General features: G+C 55.1%; 18 protein-coding genes and 1 pseudogene. 6 read left to right on the top strand and 13 right to left on the bottom strand.

The features are described from left to right. Nucleotides 1-87 precede the first annotated feature (87 nt). The 7 genes and pseudogenes from AC3CHX_RS11055 to AC3CHX_RS11025 form a co-directional block, all read right to left on the bottom strand. Nucleotides 88-1,485, bottom strand: a complete 1,398-nt coding sequence (locus AC3CHX_RS11055) for an MFS transporter (RefSeq protein WP_488644061.1) — start codon at nucleotides 1,483-1,485, stop codon at nucleotides 88-90. A gap of 54 nt (nucleotides 1,486-1,539) precedes the next feature. Then, a complete protein-coding gene (locus tag AC3CHX_RS11050; protein ID WP_488644060.1) occupies nucleotides 1,540-1,947 on the bottom strand; it encodes a nuclear transport factor 2 family protein in 408 nt (135 codons plus the stop codon). Nucleotides 1,948-2,135: 188 nt separating this feature from the next. After that, a complete protein-coding gene (locus AC3CHX_RS11045; protein ID WP_488644059.1) occupies nucleotides 2,136-2,888 on the bottom strand; it encodes an SDR family oxidoreductase in 753 nt (250 codons plus the stop codon). Nucleotides 2,889-3,061: 173 nt separating this feature from the next. Next, complete coding sequence (locus AC3CHX_RS11040; protein WP_488644058.1) at nucleotides 3,062-4,273, bottom strand: MFS transporter; 1,212 nt, start codon at nucleotides 4,271-4,273, stop codon at nucleotides 3,062-3,064. A 76-nt stretch (nucleotides 4,274-4,349) separates the two neighbouring features. Continuing rightward, complete coding sequence (locus tag AC3CHX_RS11035) at nucleotides 4,350-4,925, bottom strand: TetR/AcrR family transcriptional regulator (protein ID WP_488644057.1); 576 nt, start codon at nucleotides 4,923-4,925, stop codon at nucleotides 4,350-4,352. Nucleotides 4,926-5,409: 484 nt separating this feature from the next. Continuing rightward, entirely contained in the window at nucleotides 5,410-5,850 is a 441-nt protein-coding gene (locus AC3CHX_RS11030; protein ID WP_488644056.1) for a CBS domain-containing protein, read from the bottom strand. 112 nt (nucleotides 5,851-5,962) lie between these two features. Further along, nucleotides 5,963-6,058, bottom strand: a pseudogene (locus AC3CHX_RS11025) (NAD(P)H-dependent oxidoreductase); the annotation flags it as partial. Nucleotides 6,059-6,143: 85 nt separating this feature from the next. Between AC3CHX_RS11025 and AC3CHX_RS11020 the strand changes: the two are divergent. The 4 genes from AC3CHX_RS11020 to AC3CHX_RS11005 all read left to right on the top strand — a co-directional run bounded on the left by AC3CHX_RS11020 (nucleotide 6,144) and on the right by AC3CHX_RS11005 (nucleotide 9,929). Beyond that, nucleotides 6,144-6,587 (top strand): MarR family winged helix-turn-helix transcriptional regulator, encoded by a 444-nt coding sequence (locus tag AC3CHX_RS11020; RefSeq protein ID WP_488644055.1) that lies wholly within the window; start codon nucleotides 6,144-6,146, stop codon nucleotides 6,585-6,587. 2 nt (nucleotides 6,588-6,589) lie between these two features. After that, on the top strand, nucleotides 6,590-7,897 hold the full coding sequence (locus AC3CHX_RS11015; RefSeq protein WP_488644054.1) for an MFS transporter: 1,308 nt from the start codon (nucleotides 6,590-6,592) through the stop codon (nucleotides 7,895-7,897). Nucleotides 7,898-8,304: 407 nt separating this feature from the next. After that, nucleotides 8,305-9,291, top strand: a complete 987-nt coding sequence (locus tag AC3CHX_RS11010; RefSeq protein WP_488644053.1) for a serine hydrolase — start codon at nucleotides 8,305-8,307, stop codon at nucleotides 9,289-9,291. A gap of 278 nt (nucleotides 9,292-9,569) precedes the next feature. Continuing rightward, a complete protein-coding gene (locus AC3CHX_RS11005; protein WP_488644052.1) occupies nucleotides 9,570-9,929 on the top strand; it encodes a VOC family protein in 360 nt (119 codons plus the stop codon). 31 nt (nucleotides 9,930-9,960) lie between these two features. Here AC3CHX_RS11005 and AC3CHX_RS11000 read toward each other — a convergent pair whose 3' ends face one another. Together AC3CHX_RS11000 and AC3CHX_RS10995 are read right to left on the bottom strand one after the other, a co-directional pair. After that, nucleotides 9,961-11,835, bottom strand: a complete 1,875-nt coding sequence (locus tag AC3CHX_RS11000; protein WP_488644051.1) for a potassium transporter Kup — start codon at nucleotides 11,833-11,835, stop codon at nucleotides 9,961-9,963. 194 nt (nucleotides 11,836-12,029) lie between these two features. Then, nucleotides 12,030-12,293, bottom strand: a complete 264-nt coding sequence (locus tag AC3CHX_RS10995) for an RcnB family protein (protein WP_488644795.1) — start codon at nucleotides 12,291-12,293, stop codon at nucleotides 12,030-12,032. A 444-nt stretch (nucleotides 12,294-12,737) separates the two neighbouring features. Here AC3CHX_RS10995 and AC3CHX_RS10990 point away from each other — a divergent pair, with 444 nt between their 5' ends. Continuing rightward, nucleotides 12,738-13,379, top strand: a complete 642-nt coding sequence (locus tag AC3CHX_RS10990; protein WP_488644050.1) for a dienelactone hydrolase family protein — start codon at nucleotides 12,738-12,740, stop codon at nucleotides 13,377-13,379. A gap of 12 nt (nucleotides 13,380-13,391) precedes the next feature. After that, on the top strand, nucleotides 13,392-13,664 hold the full coding sequence (locus AC3CHX_RS10985; protein ID WP_488644049.1) for a DUF3460 family protein: 273 nt from the start codon (nucleotides 13,392-13,394) through the stop codon (nucleotides 13,662-13,664). Between the two features lie 36 nt (nucleotides 13,665-13,700). Here the strand turns inward: AC3CHX_RS10985 and AC3CHX_RS10980 are convergent, their stop codons facing one another. From AC3CHX_RS10980 to upp, 4 genes are all read right to left on the bottom strand, one after another. After that, nucleotides 13,701-14,864 (bottom strand): extracellular catalytic domain type 1 short-chain-length polyhydroxyalkanoate depolymerase, encoded by a 1,164-nt coding sequence (locus tag AC3CHX_RS10980; protein WP_488644048.1) that lies wholly within the window; start codon nucleotides 14,862-14,864, stop codon nucleotides 13,701-13,703. Nucleotides 14,865-14,885: 21 nt separating this feature from the next. Then, nucleotides 14,886-15,299 carry a CopG family transcriptional regulator gene (locus AC3CHX_RS10975; protein WP_488644047.1) on the bottom strand — a complete coding sequence of 138 codons (414 nt, stop codon included), beginning with the start codon at nucleotides 15,297-15,299 and terminating at the stop codon, nucleotides 14,886-14,888. A gap of 204 nt (nucleotides 15,300-15,503) precedes the next feature. After that, nucleotides 15,504-16,145, bottom strand: a complete 642-nt coding sequence (locus AC3CHX_RS10970; RefSeq protein WP_488644046.1) for a TetR family transcriptional regulator C-terminal domain-containing protein — start codon at nucleotides 16,143-16,145, stop codon at nucleotides 15,504-15,506. A gap of 9 nt (nucleotides 16,146-16,154) precedes the next feature. Further along, on the bottom strand, nucleotides 16,155-16,787 hold the full coding sequence (gene upp, locus AC3CHX_RS10965; protein WP_488644045.1) for a uracil phosphoribosyltransferase: 633 nt from the start codon (nucleotides 16,785-16,787) through the stop codon (nucleotides 16,155-16,157). Between the last annotated feature and the right edge of the window lie 14 nt (nucleotides 16,788-16,801).

Here is a 16,801-nt window from a genome sequence, read left to right as displayed (position 1 = left end):
TCGAGAAAGGCTTGCGTGTTGGTGGCGATATGATATGTTTCGGAGTTCGAACAATTCAGTACGCCGCCAGCTATAGCCGTGGAAGTCCTACAACGCCACTTTTGGCACGCCGACAAACCGGTAAATAACAAGACTGGCTACACCGTAAGCCAGTGCAAAGACGCCAAAGGCGAGCGGCAGCCGTTCATCCCAGTCGGCCACTGTGTGCAGAATTGTCCCGATCATCGCCACTCCGACAAGAGCCCCGATCTGGCGATTTGCATTTAGAGCCGCGGCGGCACTATTTGCATAAGCCCGACCGGCGATTTGCATCACCGTCGCTGTCATGGCCGGTATCGCAACGCCGATGGCCATATTCATCGTCACTACACCGAGCATCAGCAATGGATAAGACGAGTGCTGCCTGGCGGTCATCAGCAACAGCGCCATCAATGCTCCGACGCACCAGCCACCCAACATCGGTTTCCGCGTGCCGATCCGCGCCGAAATGCGGCCCGACAACAGATTACCAATCGTGATTGCTACCATCGCGGGTAACAGTTGCAAGCCGGCCTGTAATGCGTCGGCAGCGCGTGCCTGTTGCAAATATAGGCCAAGCAGGAATATCTGACCAAACGCGGCGAAGTTGTTCAAAAATCCTGCCACGTTAACCGCCGCAAAACCAGATGTCTCTAATAGCGCCTGCGGCAGCAGCGGATGTGCGCCGGTACGCTCTCGCCATACGAGCGCCGCTGTCGCCAGGACTGTGGTGGCGGCAGCTGCTAGTGCCTGCACGGAAAGCCACCCCAGACTCGGCCCTTCAATCAACAAGAAGCTTAATGCGCTCAGGATCAGCACACCTAATGCGTGACTCAACAGCGACAGTGCGCGTGCATGCTTTGGCGTTGACGCAATGAGTACCTGGGCCAGCACGATGCCGAGCAAACCGATTGGTACGTTAATCAAAAATACGCTGCGCCAGCCGAACTGATGCACAAGAATCCCGCCGACCAGCGGCCCGGCTGCGGCCGACGCACCGACCAGAGCCGACCAGAGGCCCAGCATTTTCGCACGAATTTTATCGTCCTCGTACGCATGCGTAAGCAAGCTCAGCGAACTCGGCATGAACATTGCCGCACCGATTCCTTGCAGCAGACGGGCGGCGATCAATGCATAGCCTCCGGGCGCCGCGCCGCATAAAACCGAGCCGAGAATGAAGATTGTCAATCCGCCCTGATAGACGTTTTTCGGGCCGAAGCGGTCCGCCAGAGCGCCGCCTGCCAGCAGCAGGGCGGCGAAAGTCAGCGTGTAGCCGTCGACTACCCACACCAGACCGGTCAGCGGAATCGAAAGACTCAACGCTATATCGGGCAATGCGACATTGACTGCCGTGACATCGATCATCGCCATCACAAAGCCGATCGCCAGGGTCGTCAACATCAGCATGTTGCTTGCCGGTGAAGTAGTCGATGCTCGGCTGAAGTCTGTGCCTATTTGCGCAGTCATACAGATTTTCTCCACTGTTGGTTCATTTGGGCGATGACAACCCGGCTTGATAATTCAGAGTTCTTCAGGAAACTTGTTGCCGAACATGGGAAGGCCGCTCTTTGACTCCTCGTGCGAAGCCTCGTCTTGAAGGACGTCCCAGTGCTCGACCAAAATGCCATTGATGACGCGCAAAATGTCTGCCGCGATCCAGTTCTTCGGCCGGCCATTGCCAGAAAATCTCCCGTGGACGATCACGAAATCGCCATCGGCCACTATTACGCCCGGTTCGTACTTCAACGTTGGTGGAGCGCTTTTGATGAGATTAAACAGGCCGTCGCGGCCGGGTTCAATATGCGCGCTATGCTGGATGTAATTGGGCGACCAATAGCGCTCGCATGCCACGTAATCACGCTTGTTGAACAAGCTATCGAAGGCCTCAAGGACAAGTGCTTTATTTTTCGATTCAATCGCTTCATTCATATTGTTCTCCAAATTCACGGTGATGCTCTCTGCCGTAGAGACACCTACGGTACTATCAACAAAGCTTCGCTGATCACACCGCAGCTTGATCTACAGCCTTGTTGGGACGGCGATGGCACGCAGAAAGAACTCACCTCGAAGGGAGGTCGCCACAACGCGCCATCGTCGCCCGCCCGAACCAACTCCGATCAATGTGGCGGTTGCGCCATCATGTCGTTGAACTGGATCACAAACGCAGCCTCACCAGGTCCTGGGTTATTGCGCAGCATCTTTGCTCCCTCCACCAACACCTCCTCCGCATCCGTTCCAAGGACCTTGATTGTTTCGTCGATGAACTGTGCCAGAGGCATCGCCCGCGGTTCGTCATTGCTATTTAGCAGGTCCGTCTGCACCCAGGGTGGAGCTAACTCCAGCACCTTCACCGAACTGTCTTTCAGCTTGTAGCGCAGCGATTGGGTGTACGAGTGTATGGCCGCCTTGGTGGAGGAATACACCGCCGTCATCGCCAGTGGCACGAACCCCAGCACCGACGATACATTGATGACAGTAGCCGTATCCTGTTTCTTCAAATGCTCGATCAGCGCCGAAGTCATCCGGATCGGGCCCATCAGATTGGTCGTAATGGTCGACACCAGGAGACCTTCATCGATTGTGCTCGCGGCATCGTCGATCTGCATGATGCCCGCATTGTTGATCAGCACATTGAACTTTGGGTGCTCTGCAATCAGTTTCTTTGCGACCGCTGCGATGCTCGCAGGATCTTCGACATTGAGTTCCACCGACTGCATACCGGGATTCGCCTTGGTTACCTCATCCAGATGGCCCTTACGCCGGCCGGAGATGATTACCTGATTTCCCAGTTTGTGCAAAGCCTCAGCTAAGCCACGCCCAATTCCTGAACCACCACCAGTAATAAAGATCGTATTTCCACTCAGTTTCATTTTCTGTTCCTCTTGTTTGGTTTGTTTAACTGCAATTTGGTGCAGGGCGTGCTCTTGCCCTTTCGTTAAACGACCGGGACGTTCCCAGCCGGTCTTCTTGCCACTTCACGAATTCGTCATGTTGTTGCCTCCTTTGATCTGTTGGAGTCATCAGTTGTGTTTAAGCTCCACTCTCAGGCCAACTCGACCTTGAGTACATTCCGACGGGTCGTACCCAACGTCAGCAATAAAGATGTGGCGACGAATGTGGCCGCGACCAAGCCCAGGTTCGACACGCGACTGTAAGCCAAAGTGAGAGAACCGACCCCGGCCCCAAGTGAAAAGCCGAGATACATGAACGAGGCATTCAGCGAAAGAACAATCGGCGCAACCTTCACGCCTGCGATACCCATCAAGCGAGCTTGTTGAGCGGGGTAAAAGGCCCACGCAGCTATTCCCCAAACGGTTACTGCAACGAACACAGGAGCAATCGCCATTGTTTGCGAAAGGAGATGAGCTGTTGCTGAAAGCATCAAGAAGGAAACAACCATAAAGAAGAGTGCAGGCAGAATGACGGAACGGAAGCCGAACTTGTCGTTCGCAGTCCCGCCAAGTGCCACGCCTATCGCAGCAGCCACGCCCCACATAAACAATACGTAGCCAACATGCGCGCCTTGAATAGTGGTCACCGTTTGAACAAACAGAGCAAGGTAAGTATAGACAGTGTATCCACCCATCGCCCAGAGCGTCGTGCCCAATAACGCCAGCAGTACCGCCGGTTGCCGTGCGACGTTAATTCGCTCGCGCAGGCTGGCGGTGGGTAGTCCCGCTCCGATGTTCCCGGGCAAGCCCAGACTCAGCCCTGCGGTTGCGATAGCGGCGATCATGGCAAGGCCAGCGAAAGTCATGCGCCATCCGAACCTGGTGGCGATGAAGGTTCCCAATGGAACACCGAGAGCAATCGCAACCGTAAGTCCGCCATTGACGATAGCCAGAGCACTTCCTCGTTGTTGTGGAGCAACCAGCGCTCCCGCGAGGGCATTGGCACTTGGAACGTACACGCCGGCCGCAAACGCAAGCAGAATGCGAGCGCCCATCAAAGACCAATAACCGGTTGCGCTCCACGCCAAGAGGTTGGCAAGCGTGAACGCGCACATGGAAATGATGAGCAGCCTGCGACGATTGATGCTGCCTGAAAGCGCCGTTAAGACCGGCGAACTAATTGCATAGGCAAAAGCAAAGGCTGCCACAAGCTGCCCGGCGACTGAGACACTTACGGACAAGTCCGAGGCGATCGAAGGGAGTATCCCCGCAATCATGAACCCCTCGGCGCCGACAGCGAAAGTACCCAGCGCCAACCAATAAAGCGGCGCATTTGTAAATAAGGCGGGATTTTTGGCAGTCATGTAAATCTCCTTTGATATGACCGGTCATCTTAAAAATGTCAGAAAAAAAACCCGTCAACTTGGTTACGACGGGCATTCAGGTCAGAATTTTACGAAACGTCACATCCATGAACACGTCAAATGCATCACGACTCCGTTCAACGCGTGCCCTCAACGTGGCCCCTTCCCACGCGTTGAGCAAAAATCCGGCGAGTGACCGTGCGTTTAGTTCACTCCCTATTGAGAGGTCGGCTTGGCCGGCAGCGATGGTCTCCTCAATAACTCTGGTCCACTTCCCATAGACCCCGGCTAACTGGTTTCTGATGACCGGGCTTTGATCTGATAGTTCTGCGCTAAAGTTTCCAAGTAGGCAACCCTGCTCAAAATTGCGGCTAACGATCATTTCATTGAGCCCCACAAAATATCTTCTTAATCGTTCCATTGGCGCGATTGACTGGTCTGTTAATACATCCCGCAAGTTGCCGCGTGCTGCATAATAATCAACAATCTCCGCGCCGAGCGCTTCCTTGCTCTCGAAGTGGTTGTAAAACGACCCCTTTGGCACACCGGCTTTAACAGTGATGTCTTGCACGCTGCAACCATTGAAGCCCTTCTCCGGAAGAAGTTTCAATGCTGCTTCGATTATTTGGTCGTGTACGTTTGGCTTTAGCATGGAAGCATAATATGACCGGTCATCTTACTTGTCAAGAGGAGGTTCGTCAGATTTTTAATGGTGCGATGATATGTCCCGCTATTTGCTTGACTGCGGTCGTCTAAATTCATTCTCCTGAATCCAAGCGCAACAACATTGGTGCGAATACATGTATCGACCTGGATTTCAAAGAGTGCCGACATGCATTGAGCGACTTTTTCGACCAGAAATGACTGCAACGTGCGACTCGCAAAGTCGCTTCTGTAACTGTTCAAGAGGTAAATTCATATGAAACAACCCTAGTGAAACTTTCGTTCCGTCGAAAGTAGCCTATCTTGACGTGCGTCGCGAGCAATTGCGAGGTGCAAAGCTCGGAAGTGATTGATTTATTTGAATCTTATTCCACGTGACAATGAACTTTGTATCAACGGACTTGAGAACCCGAACGTATTGCATTACTGCCGTCCAGGCACGCTAGAAGCACTTGTCCCCGGCATGATATCGCTTAAGCCCGCACACCCGTGATGTAGTGTTCGAGTTGGTGGATAATGAATTGCTGCTCGGAAATAATATCTTTTACCAGGTCGCCGATGGAGATCAGGCCGATCAACTTGCCGTTCTCCATGACTGGCAGGTGACGCAGCCGATTTTCTGTCATCAGCGCCATGCATTGCTCATTGGTTTGATCTGGGCTGACATACATGACGGAAGACGTCATGATGTCACGGACCGCGGTATCGCTCGATGAACGCCCCAGAAGGTCGACTTTCCGGGCAAGGTCGCGTTCGGAAACGATGCCGACGATGCGCTCACCCTCCATTACCAACAGCGCGCCGATACCCTTCTCTGCCAATAGCTTGATGGCATCTATCACCATTGCAGTGGGCGCAATGCTGCAAACCGTCTGGGCCTTTTTGGATTGGAGAATATGTGTGACAGTTTGCATGGTCGAACTCCTGTTACGGTAGCGATGTCTGCTTATATATTCGGCGATTTGGCCCATCGTGACAATTGTTTTTATTGACGCAAGCTGAAAATCAGGGCGTGCATTTCAGCGGATTTTCCCCTTCACCTGAAAACGCGAATCCGGGGCGTGCCACCTGTTTGAGAAAACCCTTGAGCAGCGCAGGCATGTCGCCTAGCCAAAGCGTAAAGCATGTTCTCTAATTACATTGACATACCTGCATTTTATCTCTAGCATGCATATGCATAGATGTGTATGCATACTTAGGAACCAACATGCCGAGCCAATGCACTTGCTCAAAACTGCGGCAACTCACACGCAAGATGACCAGCATTTACGACCGCTATCTTGCAGCTGACGAACTTACCATCGGCCAATATTCGTTGTTAGCCCGGATCGGCAAATATGGACCTATCGGGGTGATTCCATTGGCGACGAACATGGGGATGGATCGCAGCACGATGAGCCGTGCTCTCAAGCCTTTGATTAGCGCAGGCTGGATTCAAACAGTCGATCTACCGCTGGAGATGATGACCGATAAGCGTTCATTTGGTGTCAGTTTGAGTGCCGATGGGATGCGCAAATGGAAAGCATCCATGCCCAATTGGCACAAAGCGCAAATCGAAATCAATACAATATTAGGAGAAAAAACACATCAGGATTTGATGGGCCTCGTCGATGATGCCAACACTAAATTTGAAAAATCGCAACATTCTTAATTATGAATAAGACTATACAAACCATCATGTCACGCACACGTTTCAGTTACGTGTGGATAGTCGTCGGCATCACTTTCCTGGTGCTGCTTGCCGCTGCAGGGATACGCGCCACGCCATCGGTGATGATCCTGCCGTTGGAGCATGAATTCGGCTGGACCCGCACCACTATCTCGTTCGTCATTTCCGTCAACATTGCATTATATGGATTGATCGGGCCGTTTTCGGCGGCAGCCATGCAACGCTACGGCATACGGCCGATCGTGCTGGGCGCCCTGGTTTTGCTGGCCGTCGGGACGTCTGTCAGCACCTTCATGACGATGCCGTGGCATATGGTACTGGCCTGGGGCATCCTGGTGGGGGCCGGTAGCGGTGTCGCCGCCAACACATTGGCTGCCACCATTGTCAGTCGCTGGTTCGAGACCCGCCGGGGACTGGCGATGGGATTGCTGACGGCCAGTTCCGCCACCGGACAGATGGTATTTTTGCCGTTGATGGCTTATATGGTCGAGCATTTCGGCTGGCGCTCGGTGGCGATACTGGTAGCCGCCGTAGCGGCATTGGCGATACCTCTGGTTGCGATATTCTTACCCGAACGTCCGCAAGATATCGGTTTGAAAAGTTACGGCCAGTTGGAAGACCTGCCGCCAGAAGCGCGTGCCAAGCCAAGAAATCCACTGGCGATTGCTTTCGATGCCTTAGGCAAAGCTGTAAAAATCCGCGATTTTTGGCTGCTATTTTTCAGCTTCTTCGTTTGCGGCATGAGTACCAACGGTTATATCGGTTCGCATTTCATTGCCATGTGCGGCGACTATGGCATTTCAGCGGTCGGCGGTGCCAGCATTCTCGCCACCATGGGCCTGCTTGATCTGTTCGGTACCACCATGTCCGGCTGGCTGTCGGATCGCTTCAATGCACGCGTGCTGTTATTTTGGTATTACGGTTTGCGCGGCCTCGCGCTGATTTTTTTGCCGCATGCATTCAGTCTCAGCTATTTTGGCTTGCCGATCTTCGCGATATTTTATGGTCTGGACTGGATTGCTACCGTACCGCCAACCGTTCGTTTGGCCAACGATGTCTTTGGCAGACTGGCCGCGCCGGTCGTATTTGGCTGGATCGTTGCCGGACATCAATTAGGTGCCGCCAGCGCCACCATGCTAGCCGGCTCTCTGCGCAATAGCTTGGGTAGCTATACCTTATCGTCGATGTTGATGGGCGCAGCATGCATTGTCGCCGCAGTGATGGTGCTGCGTATCAAAGGTCATCGCGTTGGCGGCGAGTTGATCGCTGCAGCGCCCGCAATTAACGGTTGATAGCACTGCTGCTTCTTTCTCCCAGAAGGGGAAAGAAGCAGACCGGCTGCTCAACCTCCAGGAATTTCCCGTCATTGCGCCTAAGCCATGCAGGTCTAAAAGTCAGCACGCGGTCGAACGCCGCTCAGCGGCGCACAATATCCGCCCATTCCATCGGTATGATGCTTTGAACCCGCCATTCAGAATGTGCAGACCATCGCTTCGAAAACGCACCGGATCACCTTGGTATTGCCCGAAATTTTCCATAAAATAAAAGGCAGGCGTGGCGCGTACGCTGCTTAACTTAACGCTGTCGTGAAGCAGTTTGTAATTTATTCAGTACCCGGAGCGGCTCAATAACCAGGCATGCATCTGGCGGATGTTTCGACCAAAAACAATTGACGACCTGTTTGCTGTCCAAAAACAAAATGAAAACGCTCGCCGGTTTATTGCTTTTGGCAGTCGCGCCGCTCGTCGCTTACGCGACGGTGCCGCTAATCCACTCCCGCAGCGCTATCGTGTATGACGTCGATCAGCAAAAAGTCTTGCTGGAAAAGAATCCGGATGAGGTCGCACCACTCGCTTCGCTCACGAAGTTGATGACGGGCATGATTGTGTTGGGCCAAGGTCCCGTATTGGAAGAAACGTTGACCATCGACAGTGCTGATGTCGACCAACTGAAACATTCCCGGTCTCGTATCCCGGTAGGCGCAACGCTCACGCGCAAGGAGATGTTGCGTCTGGCGCTGATGTCCTCGGAGAATCGCGCGGCCTCCGCGTTGTCGCGCAATATTGATGGCGGACAGCCAGCATTTACCTGGCGGATGAACGAAAAAGCCAAAGCACTGGGTATGTCTCACACGCACTTTGAAGACGCGACGGGACTGTCATCGCAGAATGTCTCCACCGCGCGCGACTTAGTGAAAATGACCGATGCAGCTTCATACTATCCGTTGATCCACGAATTTACTACGCTGTCGCATTACGAGGAGGAAATCGGTGCGAGACTGCGGGAGTATCGCAACAGCAACCGGTTGGTAGGTAGACCGGGATGGGACATCCTGCTCTCCAAGACTGGTTTTACCAACGAAGCAGGTCACTGCATTGTGGTCAAAGTCAGCATGCCGAATGGTCCCGTGATTATTGCCCTGATGGGCGCGGGGTCTTCCGGCGCACGCTCCGCCGACTTGATGTCAATTCGGAATTGGCTAGCGGGTGATGAAGCAGGCGCTGCCGAACTGCGCGCATATTCCGCGAGCATGCCCACTCATCACCATAAAGCGATGGCTGTGCGGCGCAACAGCAATAGGCTGCTGGTCGCCTATACAATAAGATCTGCATCGATGGCGCATGGGCCAAACAGCAGGAGAAAATCCGGAAAGCGACATCGCCACCACGTCCGCAGTTCACGGTAGGATAGATTCCCGCCGGGCGGACCGTTCGAAGATCGATGACTGCCTCATTTCCCAGTCGCGCAGACGCGCAAAAACCTCGCCCAAGGAATGTCTGGGATGTGACCCAATACCTAGACTTATGCCCTTTCTCTTCCTATGCTGTACTACTTGCATCTTCTTCGCTGGTCGAACAGACGCGTCGCCTACAGCGTGAAATGTTGTTTTTGCGGGTCTGGTTATTTTCGACCATACATACCGCATATCAGGTGCAAGCCATCTCGACATCTCAGGAGAACACCATGGCAAATCCATTCGTACATGTGGAGCTGAGCACGACCGATCTTGGTAAAGCACAGACATTTTACGGAGCGCTGTTCGACTGGAAGATGCAAGACATGCCGATGCCGCAAGGTACTTACACGATGATTGAGGTTGGCGAAGGAACGGGCGGTGGAATGATGACACAGCTGATACCCGGCGCATCTTCTGCATGGTTGCCTTATGTTGCAGTCGACGATCTCGCAGTTGCTACGCAGAAGGCCAAGTCGCTCGGCGCCACCGTGATGAAAGATGTCACGGAAGTCAAGGATATGGGCTGGTTCAGCATCATTACCGATCCGACTGGAGCCATGCTTGGCCTGTGGCAGTCCAAGACATGAAGATAGCAGGCAGGTTCTGCAGGCCAATCGCCTAAATCTCGACCTGCGTCCCCAGCTCAATCACCCGATTGACCGGAATCCGGTAAAAATCCGCCGCATCGCGTGCATTGCGCGACATTGTCACAAAGATGTGCTCACGCCAGCGTGCCATACCCGACCCCACCGTCGAGATCAGCGTCTGGCGCGCGATGAAGAAGGAGGTATCCATCAAGTTGAATTCAAACATGCCTTGTCTGGACAATTCCTCCAACGCCTTCGGGATATCCGGCGCATCCTTGAACCCATAGCGGACATCGATTTGGTAGCACTGATACCCGAGCTCTTGCAGCCGCACGCGTTCGGTCAGCGGTACCCACGGGATATCGCGGTTGTATACCGTCAGGAACACCACGCGGTCATGCAGCACCTTGTTGTGAGACAGATTATGCAGCAGCGCATGCGGCACGCCATCGCCGGTTCCGCGCATGAAGATCGCAAGACCAGACACCCGGATCGGCGGGTCGATAAACAGCGATGCCAGAAAATCCTCCAGCGGAATGGCGTGTTTTTCCAGATTTTCGGCCACCAACTCCCGTCCCCGTTTCCAGGTGATCAATAGCGTAAACATCCCGGCACCCAGCAACAGGGGGAACCAGCCGCCGTGGAAAATTTTCAGCGCATTGGCAGAGAAAAATGCGACGTCGATCAGCACGAAGAAACCCGTTGCGGCAAAACACAGAACCAGATTGTACTTCCAGCCATAACGGATCACGAAGAAGGTCAACAACGTGGTCGCCAGCATGGTGCCGGTCACAGCGATACCATAAGCAGCGGCCAGATTGTTCGATGAGCCGAATGCCAGCACCGCCAAAACCACAGCCGACATTTGCAGCCAGTTGACGGCTGGGATATAAATCTGGCCGATCTCTTCCTCGGAGGTGTGAATGATTTGCATCCGTGGCAGAAAGCCAAGCGCGATGGCCTGCTTGGTCATCGAGAACGAACCGGAAATAGTCGCCTGCGAAGCAATGATGGTGGCAACTGAAGACAGCCCAACCAATGGATAGATGCTCCAGGCGCCAAGCTGTTGGAAGAACGGATTGCTGATCGCTTCCGGCATGCTCAGCAGTAGTCCGCCCTGCCCCAGGTAATTGAGTCCGAGCGCAGGAAATATGATGAAGAACCATGCCACGCGGATCGGCTTCACACCAAAGTGGCCCATATCGGCATACAGCGCTTCGGCCCCGGTCAGCGTCAGCACCACCGCGCCCAATGCAATGAATGCGATCCAGTGATTATGGCTGAGGAACAGGACGGCATGCCAGGGATTGAGTGCCCGCAGAACTTGTGGGGCCTTGATGATATTGATCACGCCCATCGCAGCCAGTGCGAAAAACCAGACCAGCATGATTGGCCCGAACCATTTGCCGATCCGGGCTGTGCCCCTGGCCTGCATCCAGTACAGTCCGATCAGGAGGATCAATGTCAACGGCACCACAAAGGGTGAAAAAACAGGCGTCGCGATTTTCAGCCCTTCCATTGCCGACAATACCGAGATTGCCGGGGTGATCACGCCATCGCCATAAAACAGCGCGGCGCCGACCAAGCCCAGCGCCATGAGAGAGGCGTACCAGCGCGAGGATCTGCCGACCGAGGCCAGCGCCAGGGCCGTTAGCGCCATGATTCCGCCCTCGCCACGATTGTCCGCACGCAGAATCAATGTCACGTACTTGATCGAGACCACGATCAACAGACTCCAGACAATGAGCGAAATCACGCCGAAAATATTGGCCGGCGTCAATAGCAGTCCGTGTTCTTTAGCGAACACTGCCTTTATCGCATAGAGTGGACTGGTCCCGATGTCGCCGTAGACGATGCCGATAGCTGCCAGCGTCAGCGCGCCCACATTGCTTTTTTTGTTCGGCATGACCAAAATGGCACCCAAAGATAGTTAGTTTGCACTAAAGCATAAGTGAATCTTTCGCCAAAATGCCGCACGGGTCAATTCGTATTATCGGGAGCTCAGGAGCGCGACGACGAAGCTCCAAAAATAAATTTCCCGGCCATATCCGAGGGGATGGTCGCGATCCGGACGGGTCGCGCTCCCAGGATCGCCGGATGTCAGTCATTATTCAGCATAAACTGCAGGATGATGCCGCTGCCAATCGCTACCAGAACGTAGTCGCCGCCTGCTTGAACCCAATGGTAACCACGAGGTGGCCGGCTCAGGTGGTGGCCGCGCCAGTCATCGACCACATATTGTCTATTCCGATATTCGGGTGGAAGGCGGTCGCCCCTATGGAATTCACGGTGTGGGCCGGCACCATGTTCGTTCCCGCGGGCATCGTTGTTGTCGCGACGATCCTGCTGATCGCCGCGTTGCATCTGTTCATTGCGACCGCGATCGTTACGATTTCCATAATCCTGGCCGAAGGCAAATCCTCCGGTGACCAACGACACCGCCATGACGGCGGAGCAAATGACTTTACTGTTCATGATGGACTCCATTTGGTTAGGAAGTGCCACATTGGCATCGCGTACTTTGCGAAGCGTCTGATGCCACCGATCGATGAGACTTCGACGATAAGGATTGTCCGGCAAAAGGATTTTATTTTATGTAGGACAATTTCCGAAATTGGCGTAGGAGTGGCGGCCTGCTATTTGATTTTCCGAACAATTTTTTATATAGATCGCAATTAATAGATTGTCAATTCATTGGTTTGCGGCAACGATAAAACTGTGTTTCTTCACTAATATCTTCTGTTATCCACTATTTGGTTTCACTAAAATGAAATCTATAGCACGCCGTTTTTTTGGATGGTATCCACGATGCAAGCGCAATTGGTCAGAATCGAATCCGGCCCGGTTCAAGTCGAAGGCACGCTTGAACTGCCCGCCGATCCGGTCGGCATTGTCCTGTTCGCGCACGGCAGCGGCAGCAGCCGCTTTAGTCCGCGCAACAATTACGTTGCAAGCAACTTGCGCGCGGCGCACATCGGCACCTTGCTGATGGACCTGCTGACGCCGGAGGAAGACGAACGCTACCAGACGCGCTTCGACATCTCCCTGTTGACGCAACGGCTGGATTCCGCCGTTGCCTGGCTGCGCCGACACGACAGCACCTCCGCCCTTGCAGTCGGTTTGTTCGGGGCCAGCACCGGCGCGGCGGCGGCATTGCAGGTAGCCGCCGAACTCGGAGACGGCATCGCCGCCGTGGTTTCACGCGGCGGGCGTCCCGACATGGCAGGCCCCGATGCCTTGTCACAGGTCCGCGCGCCGACCTTGCTCATCGTCGGCGGCCTCGATGGTGTGGTGATCGACTTGAACCGCGCCGCCTATGCGGTATTGCCGTGCGAGAAACAGCTTAAGATCGTGGCCGGTGCGACACATTTGTTTGAAGAGGCGGGCAAGCTCGAACAGGTTTCCTCACTCGCGGCGGAGTGGTTCGTCGCGCATTTTCTGCCGACATAAGATGAACGATGCATGCCTTTCAGAAAGTTTTTTCTCTTTCTGCTCACCGCCTTAAGCGGAGAACGTGCGGGTGCAAGTATGTTTACCAAGCGACAAGGATATGGAACCGGGAAAGCCGGATACGTTTCGGATTTCGAACAATTCATGGATAAGTTCCTGATCGAATCTCCGGAAGTGGTCGAGAACCAGCGCAGGGGCTGGTATATCTTTTGGGACCGCGAGGTCGATCTTGAGGAATTGGAGAAGGCCCGCGAGGACAGCGTGCCGACGAAAGGCCACGCTTGAGACCGCACGCAGCAGGTTGCTTCAACAGCATGACATTTATAGTGACTGCGTCGCAAAAAAGCGCATCATCTCCTGCGAAGCGTCAGGTCCCTTGCCATCGGTATAACTGCCGCGGCGGCTGCCGCCGAACCAGGCGTGACCCGCACCATGCACCAGCCACTGCTCAGCCACCACCTTGCCGTCGCTGTCTTCGTGCACCGTTTGCGTATAGGCATGGCCGCCCCGCTTCAGCCCTTTTTTCACTTTCGCTGCAGCCTGCCGCGGCAAGGATTGCGTCATGATGCGATCACCGTTGCGCGGATGGACAGTCTTGTCGCGATCGCCGTGGAATACGATGATCGGTATCGCTTTCAGGCGCGCGGCCGGTGTGCCGGCCCCTTGCATGGCAGCCAGGGCCGACGGCAAGTCATTCGCCGCTGCATACGGCAAGCCGGAGTGGATGCCGACCGCGGCGTAAAGCTCGGGATAGGTCGCACTCATGATGGCGGCCATCGCACCGCCTGCCGACAGGCCGGCGATGTAGACCTGCCCCGGGTCCACGTGATAGGTTTTAATGATCTCCTGTGTCATCGCTGCGATGATGGATGGCTCGCCCTGGCCGCGTTGCTGATCGACAGCGTTGAACCAGTTCCAGCACTTCGATCCGTTGGCCGACTGTGCCTGCGCCGGATACAGGACCAGGCAGGACTTTTCCTCCGCGATCGCATTCATCCGGGTGCCGGCTGCGAAGTCATCCGGATTCTGCGTACAGCCGTGTAACATCACCACTAGCGGCAGCGCCTGACCGTGATAGGCAGTCGGGATGTACAGCTTGTAAGCGCGGGTGCCGGCATGATTGGTGAGGGAACCGGCCAGGAATTTTCCGGGAGCGAGCGTGTCGACGTCATCTTGCATTTCGCATTGCCGCGCAAATCCCGGCATCTCGAATCGGCCGTCATTCACCGGCACCTGAATGCCCAGTCCGGCCAGCAAGTCCGGTACGATGCCGCTCGTCGCGCCTGCGTTGTCGACTTTTGCTTTCGGTGCCGGATTGATATCTCGCATCGGGCGCGGCGTCGCAACCTTGCCGGTCCGTCCGCCTGCCGGCATCAGGCGCTGCAGCATTTGCTGAATTTTGACGGTAGCGGCGCCGGCGCCGTCTTTTTGCAGCAAGGAAGCCACTTCGCGCATTACTGCGAACATTTTTTCATTCATCTTCATTGAGTTTTCCCCGAGTTGAAGTTAGCGAATGCGCTCAGCCAGGGCGCTTTTGACGGCTGGGCTGGCATGCAGCGCACCGAGAACAACCAGTGATTCGATTGTGGCGAGAGCCAGTTCCGGCGACACATCGGCGCCGATGCTGGCCAGGCCCAAAACCTGGATCTGCAGCTTCTGACCCGCCCTCTGCACCGCTTCCAGATCGGCACGCGAATAATGCTGCAGTCCGAGCACCAGGTTCTTGCGGAGCACCGTCTGGCGCACTACTTCCGAATGCGCGGTCAGCTGATTTCGTATCGCCGTGCGGATCAGGTCCGTACGGTTGGAATAAAAACCTTCCTGCACCAGCAGGTCGACTTGTCCGAGATCGACGAGTCCCAGATTGATCGTGATTTTCTCGGTTTCGCTTACCTTCGGACGAATTTCGTGTACGCTCATGCCTATCCCCTGCCATCCATATAACATCCATATGCCATCCATATAGATGTTATTGTACGGTCGAAACGTTAATTGTCAAGAGGATCGAACTCATGCACATGATTCGCAAAGGTCAAATGATCTTTGCAATCGAAAACCCAATCTATGTGGGCTGCGGATTTCGGAAGTGGTTGGCACGCAAAAAGATGCCACGAGAAAACAGGTTCAGCAAGCAACATCTTCTATAGTGTCCAGCCCGCAGCCGCGCAGCAACAGGTTGGTCAGGTGCGTGGTCGCAGACGCCATTTGCCGGCTCCCCAACCGCTTCACCCCCAGTACCGCGCACACCTGCGGCTCGAAATCCGCATAGGTCTGGGTTGCAGCCCAGATCGTGAAGAAAAGGTGGCGCGGATCGACCGGCGCCATTCTGCCATCGGCGATCCAGCGTTCAATCACACGGGCTTTGGCGTCGACCAGCGCACGCAGGTCAGCGCGCAGATAATCGCCGATCTCGGCCGCACCGTGCAGGATCTCGTTAGCGAACACCCGCGATGCATCGGGATGGGATGCGGACAGCTTCATCTTGGCGCGGATGTAGTCCGACAGTGCGCGCCTGGGGTCATTGTCCTCGCGGATGCAGTCGATCTCGGCCAGCCAGAGCGACAGCGTATTGGCCAGCACCGCACGATAGATATCCTTCTTGGTCCGGAAGTAGTAATGCAAGTTGGATTTAGGGATCTGCGCGCGCCGTGCGATCTCGTCCACGGTCGCGCCGACAAAGCCGGCGCGGGCGAACACATATTCTGCCGCGTGCAGTATGTCGGCTTCATTGCTAAGGCGAATGCGTCCTTTGCCTGGCTGCTGCATCGCGCAGATTTACTTGGTGCCGAACAGGCGGTCGCCGGCATCGCCGAGGCCGGGGATGATATAGCCATGGTCGGTCAGGTATTCGTCGATCGCTGTCGTGGTGATCGGCACATCCGGATGCGCTGCGCTCAAGGCGGCGATGCCTTCGGGCGCTGCCAGCAGGCACACGTATTTGATGCTGCCGGCGCCGGTTTCCTTCAGCCGGTTTAGCGCGGCGATGGCCGAATTCCCGGTTGCCAGCATCGGGTCGACCAGGATCACCAGGCGCTCGCTGATATCCTCGGGTACCTTGAAATAATATTCGACCGGTTCCAGCGTTTCCGGATCCCGATACAGACCAATATGGCCGATACGGGCGGCCGGCAGAACGTCCAGCATGCCATCCAGCATGCCGTTGCCGGCGCGCATGATGGACACCAGGCACAGCTTCTTGCCGCTGATGGCCGGCGACTCCGTCGTCGCCAGCGGCGTCTTGATCGTGACCAGCTCGGTCGGCAGGTCGCGCGTGACCTCATAGGCGAGCATCTGGCTGATCTCGCGCAGCAGGCGGCGGAAATTATCGGTCGTCGTATCCTCGCTGCGCATCAAAGTCAGCTTGTGCTGGATCAGCGGGTGGCTGATCAGGTTCAGGTTCGTTGTCATCGCATCTCCCGGAC

The sequence above is a fragment of the Glaciimonas sp. OK215 genome, from assembly GCF_057787885.1.
This window is presented reverse-complemented; position numbering and strand designations above follow the sequence as displayed.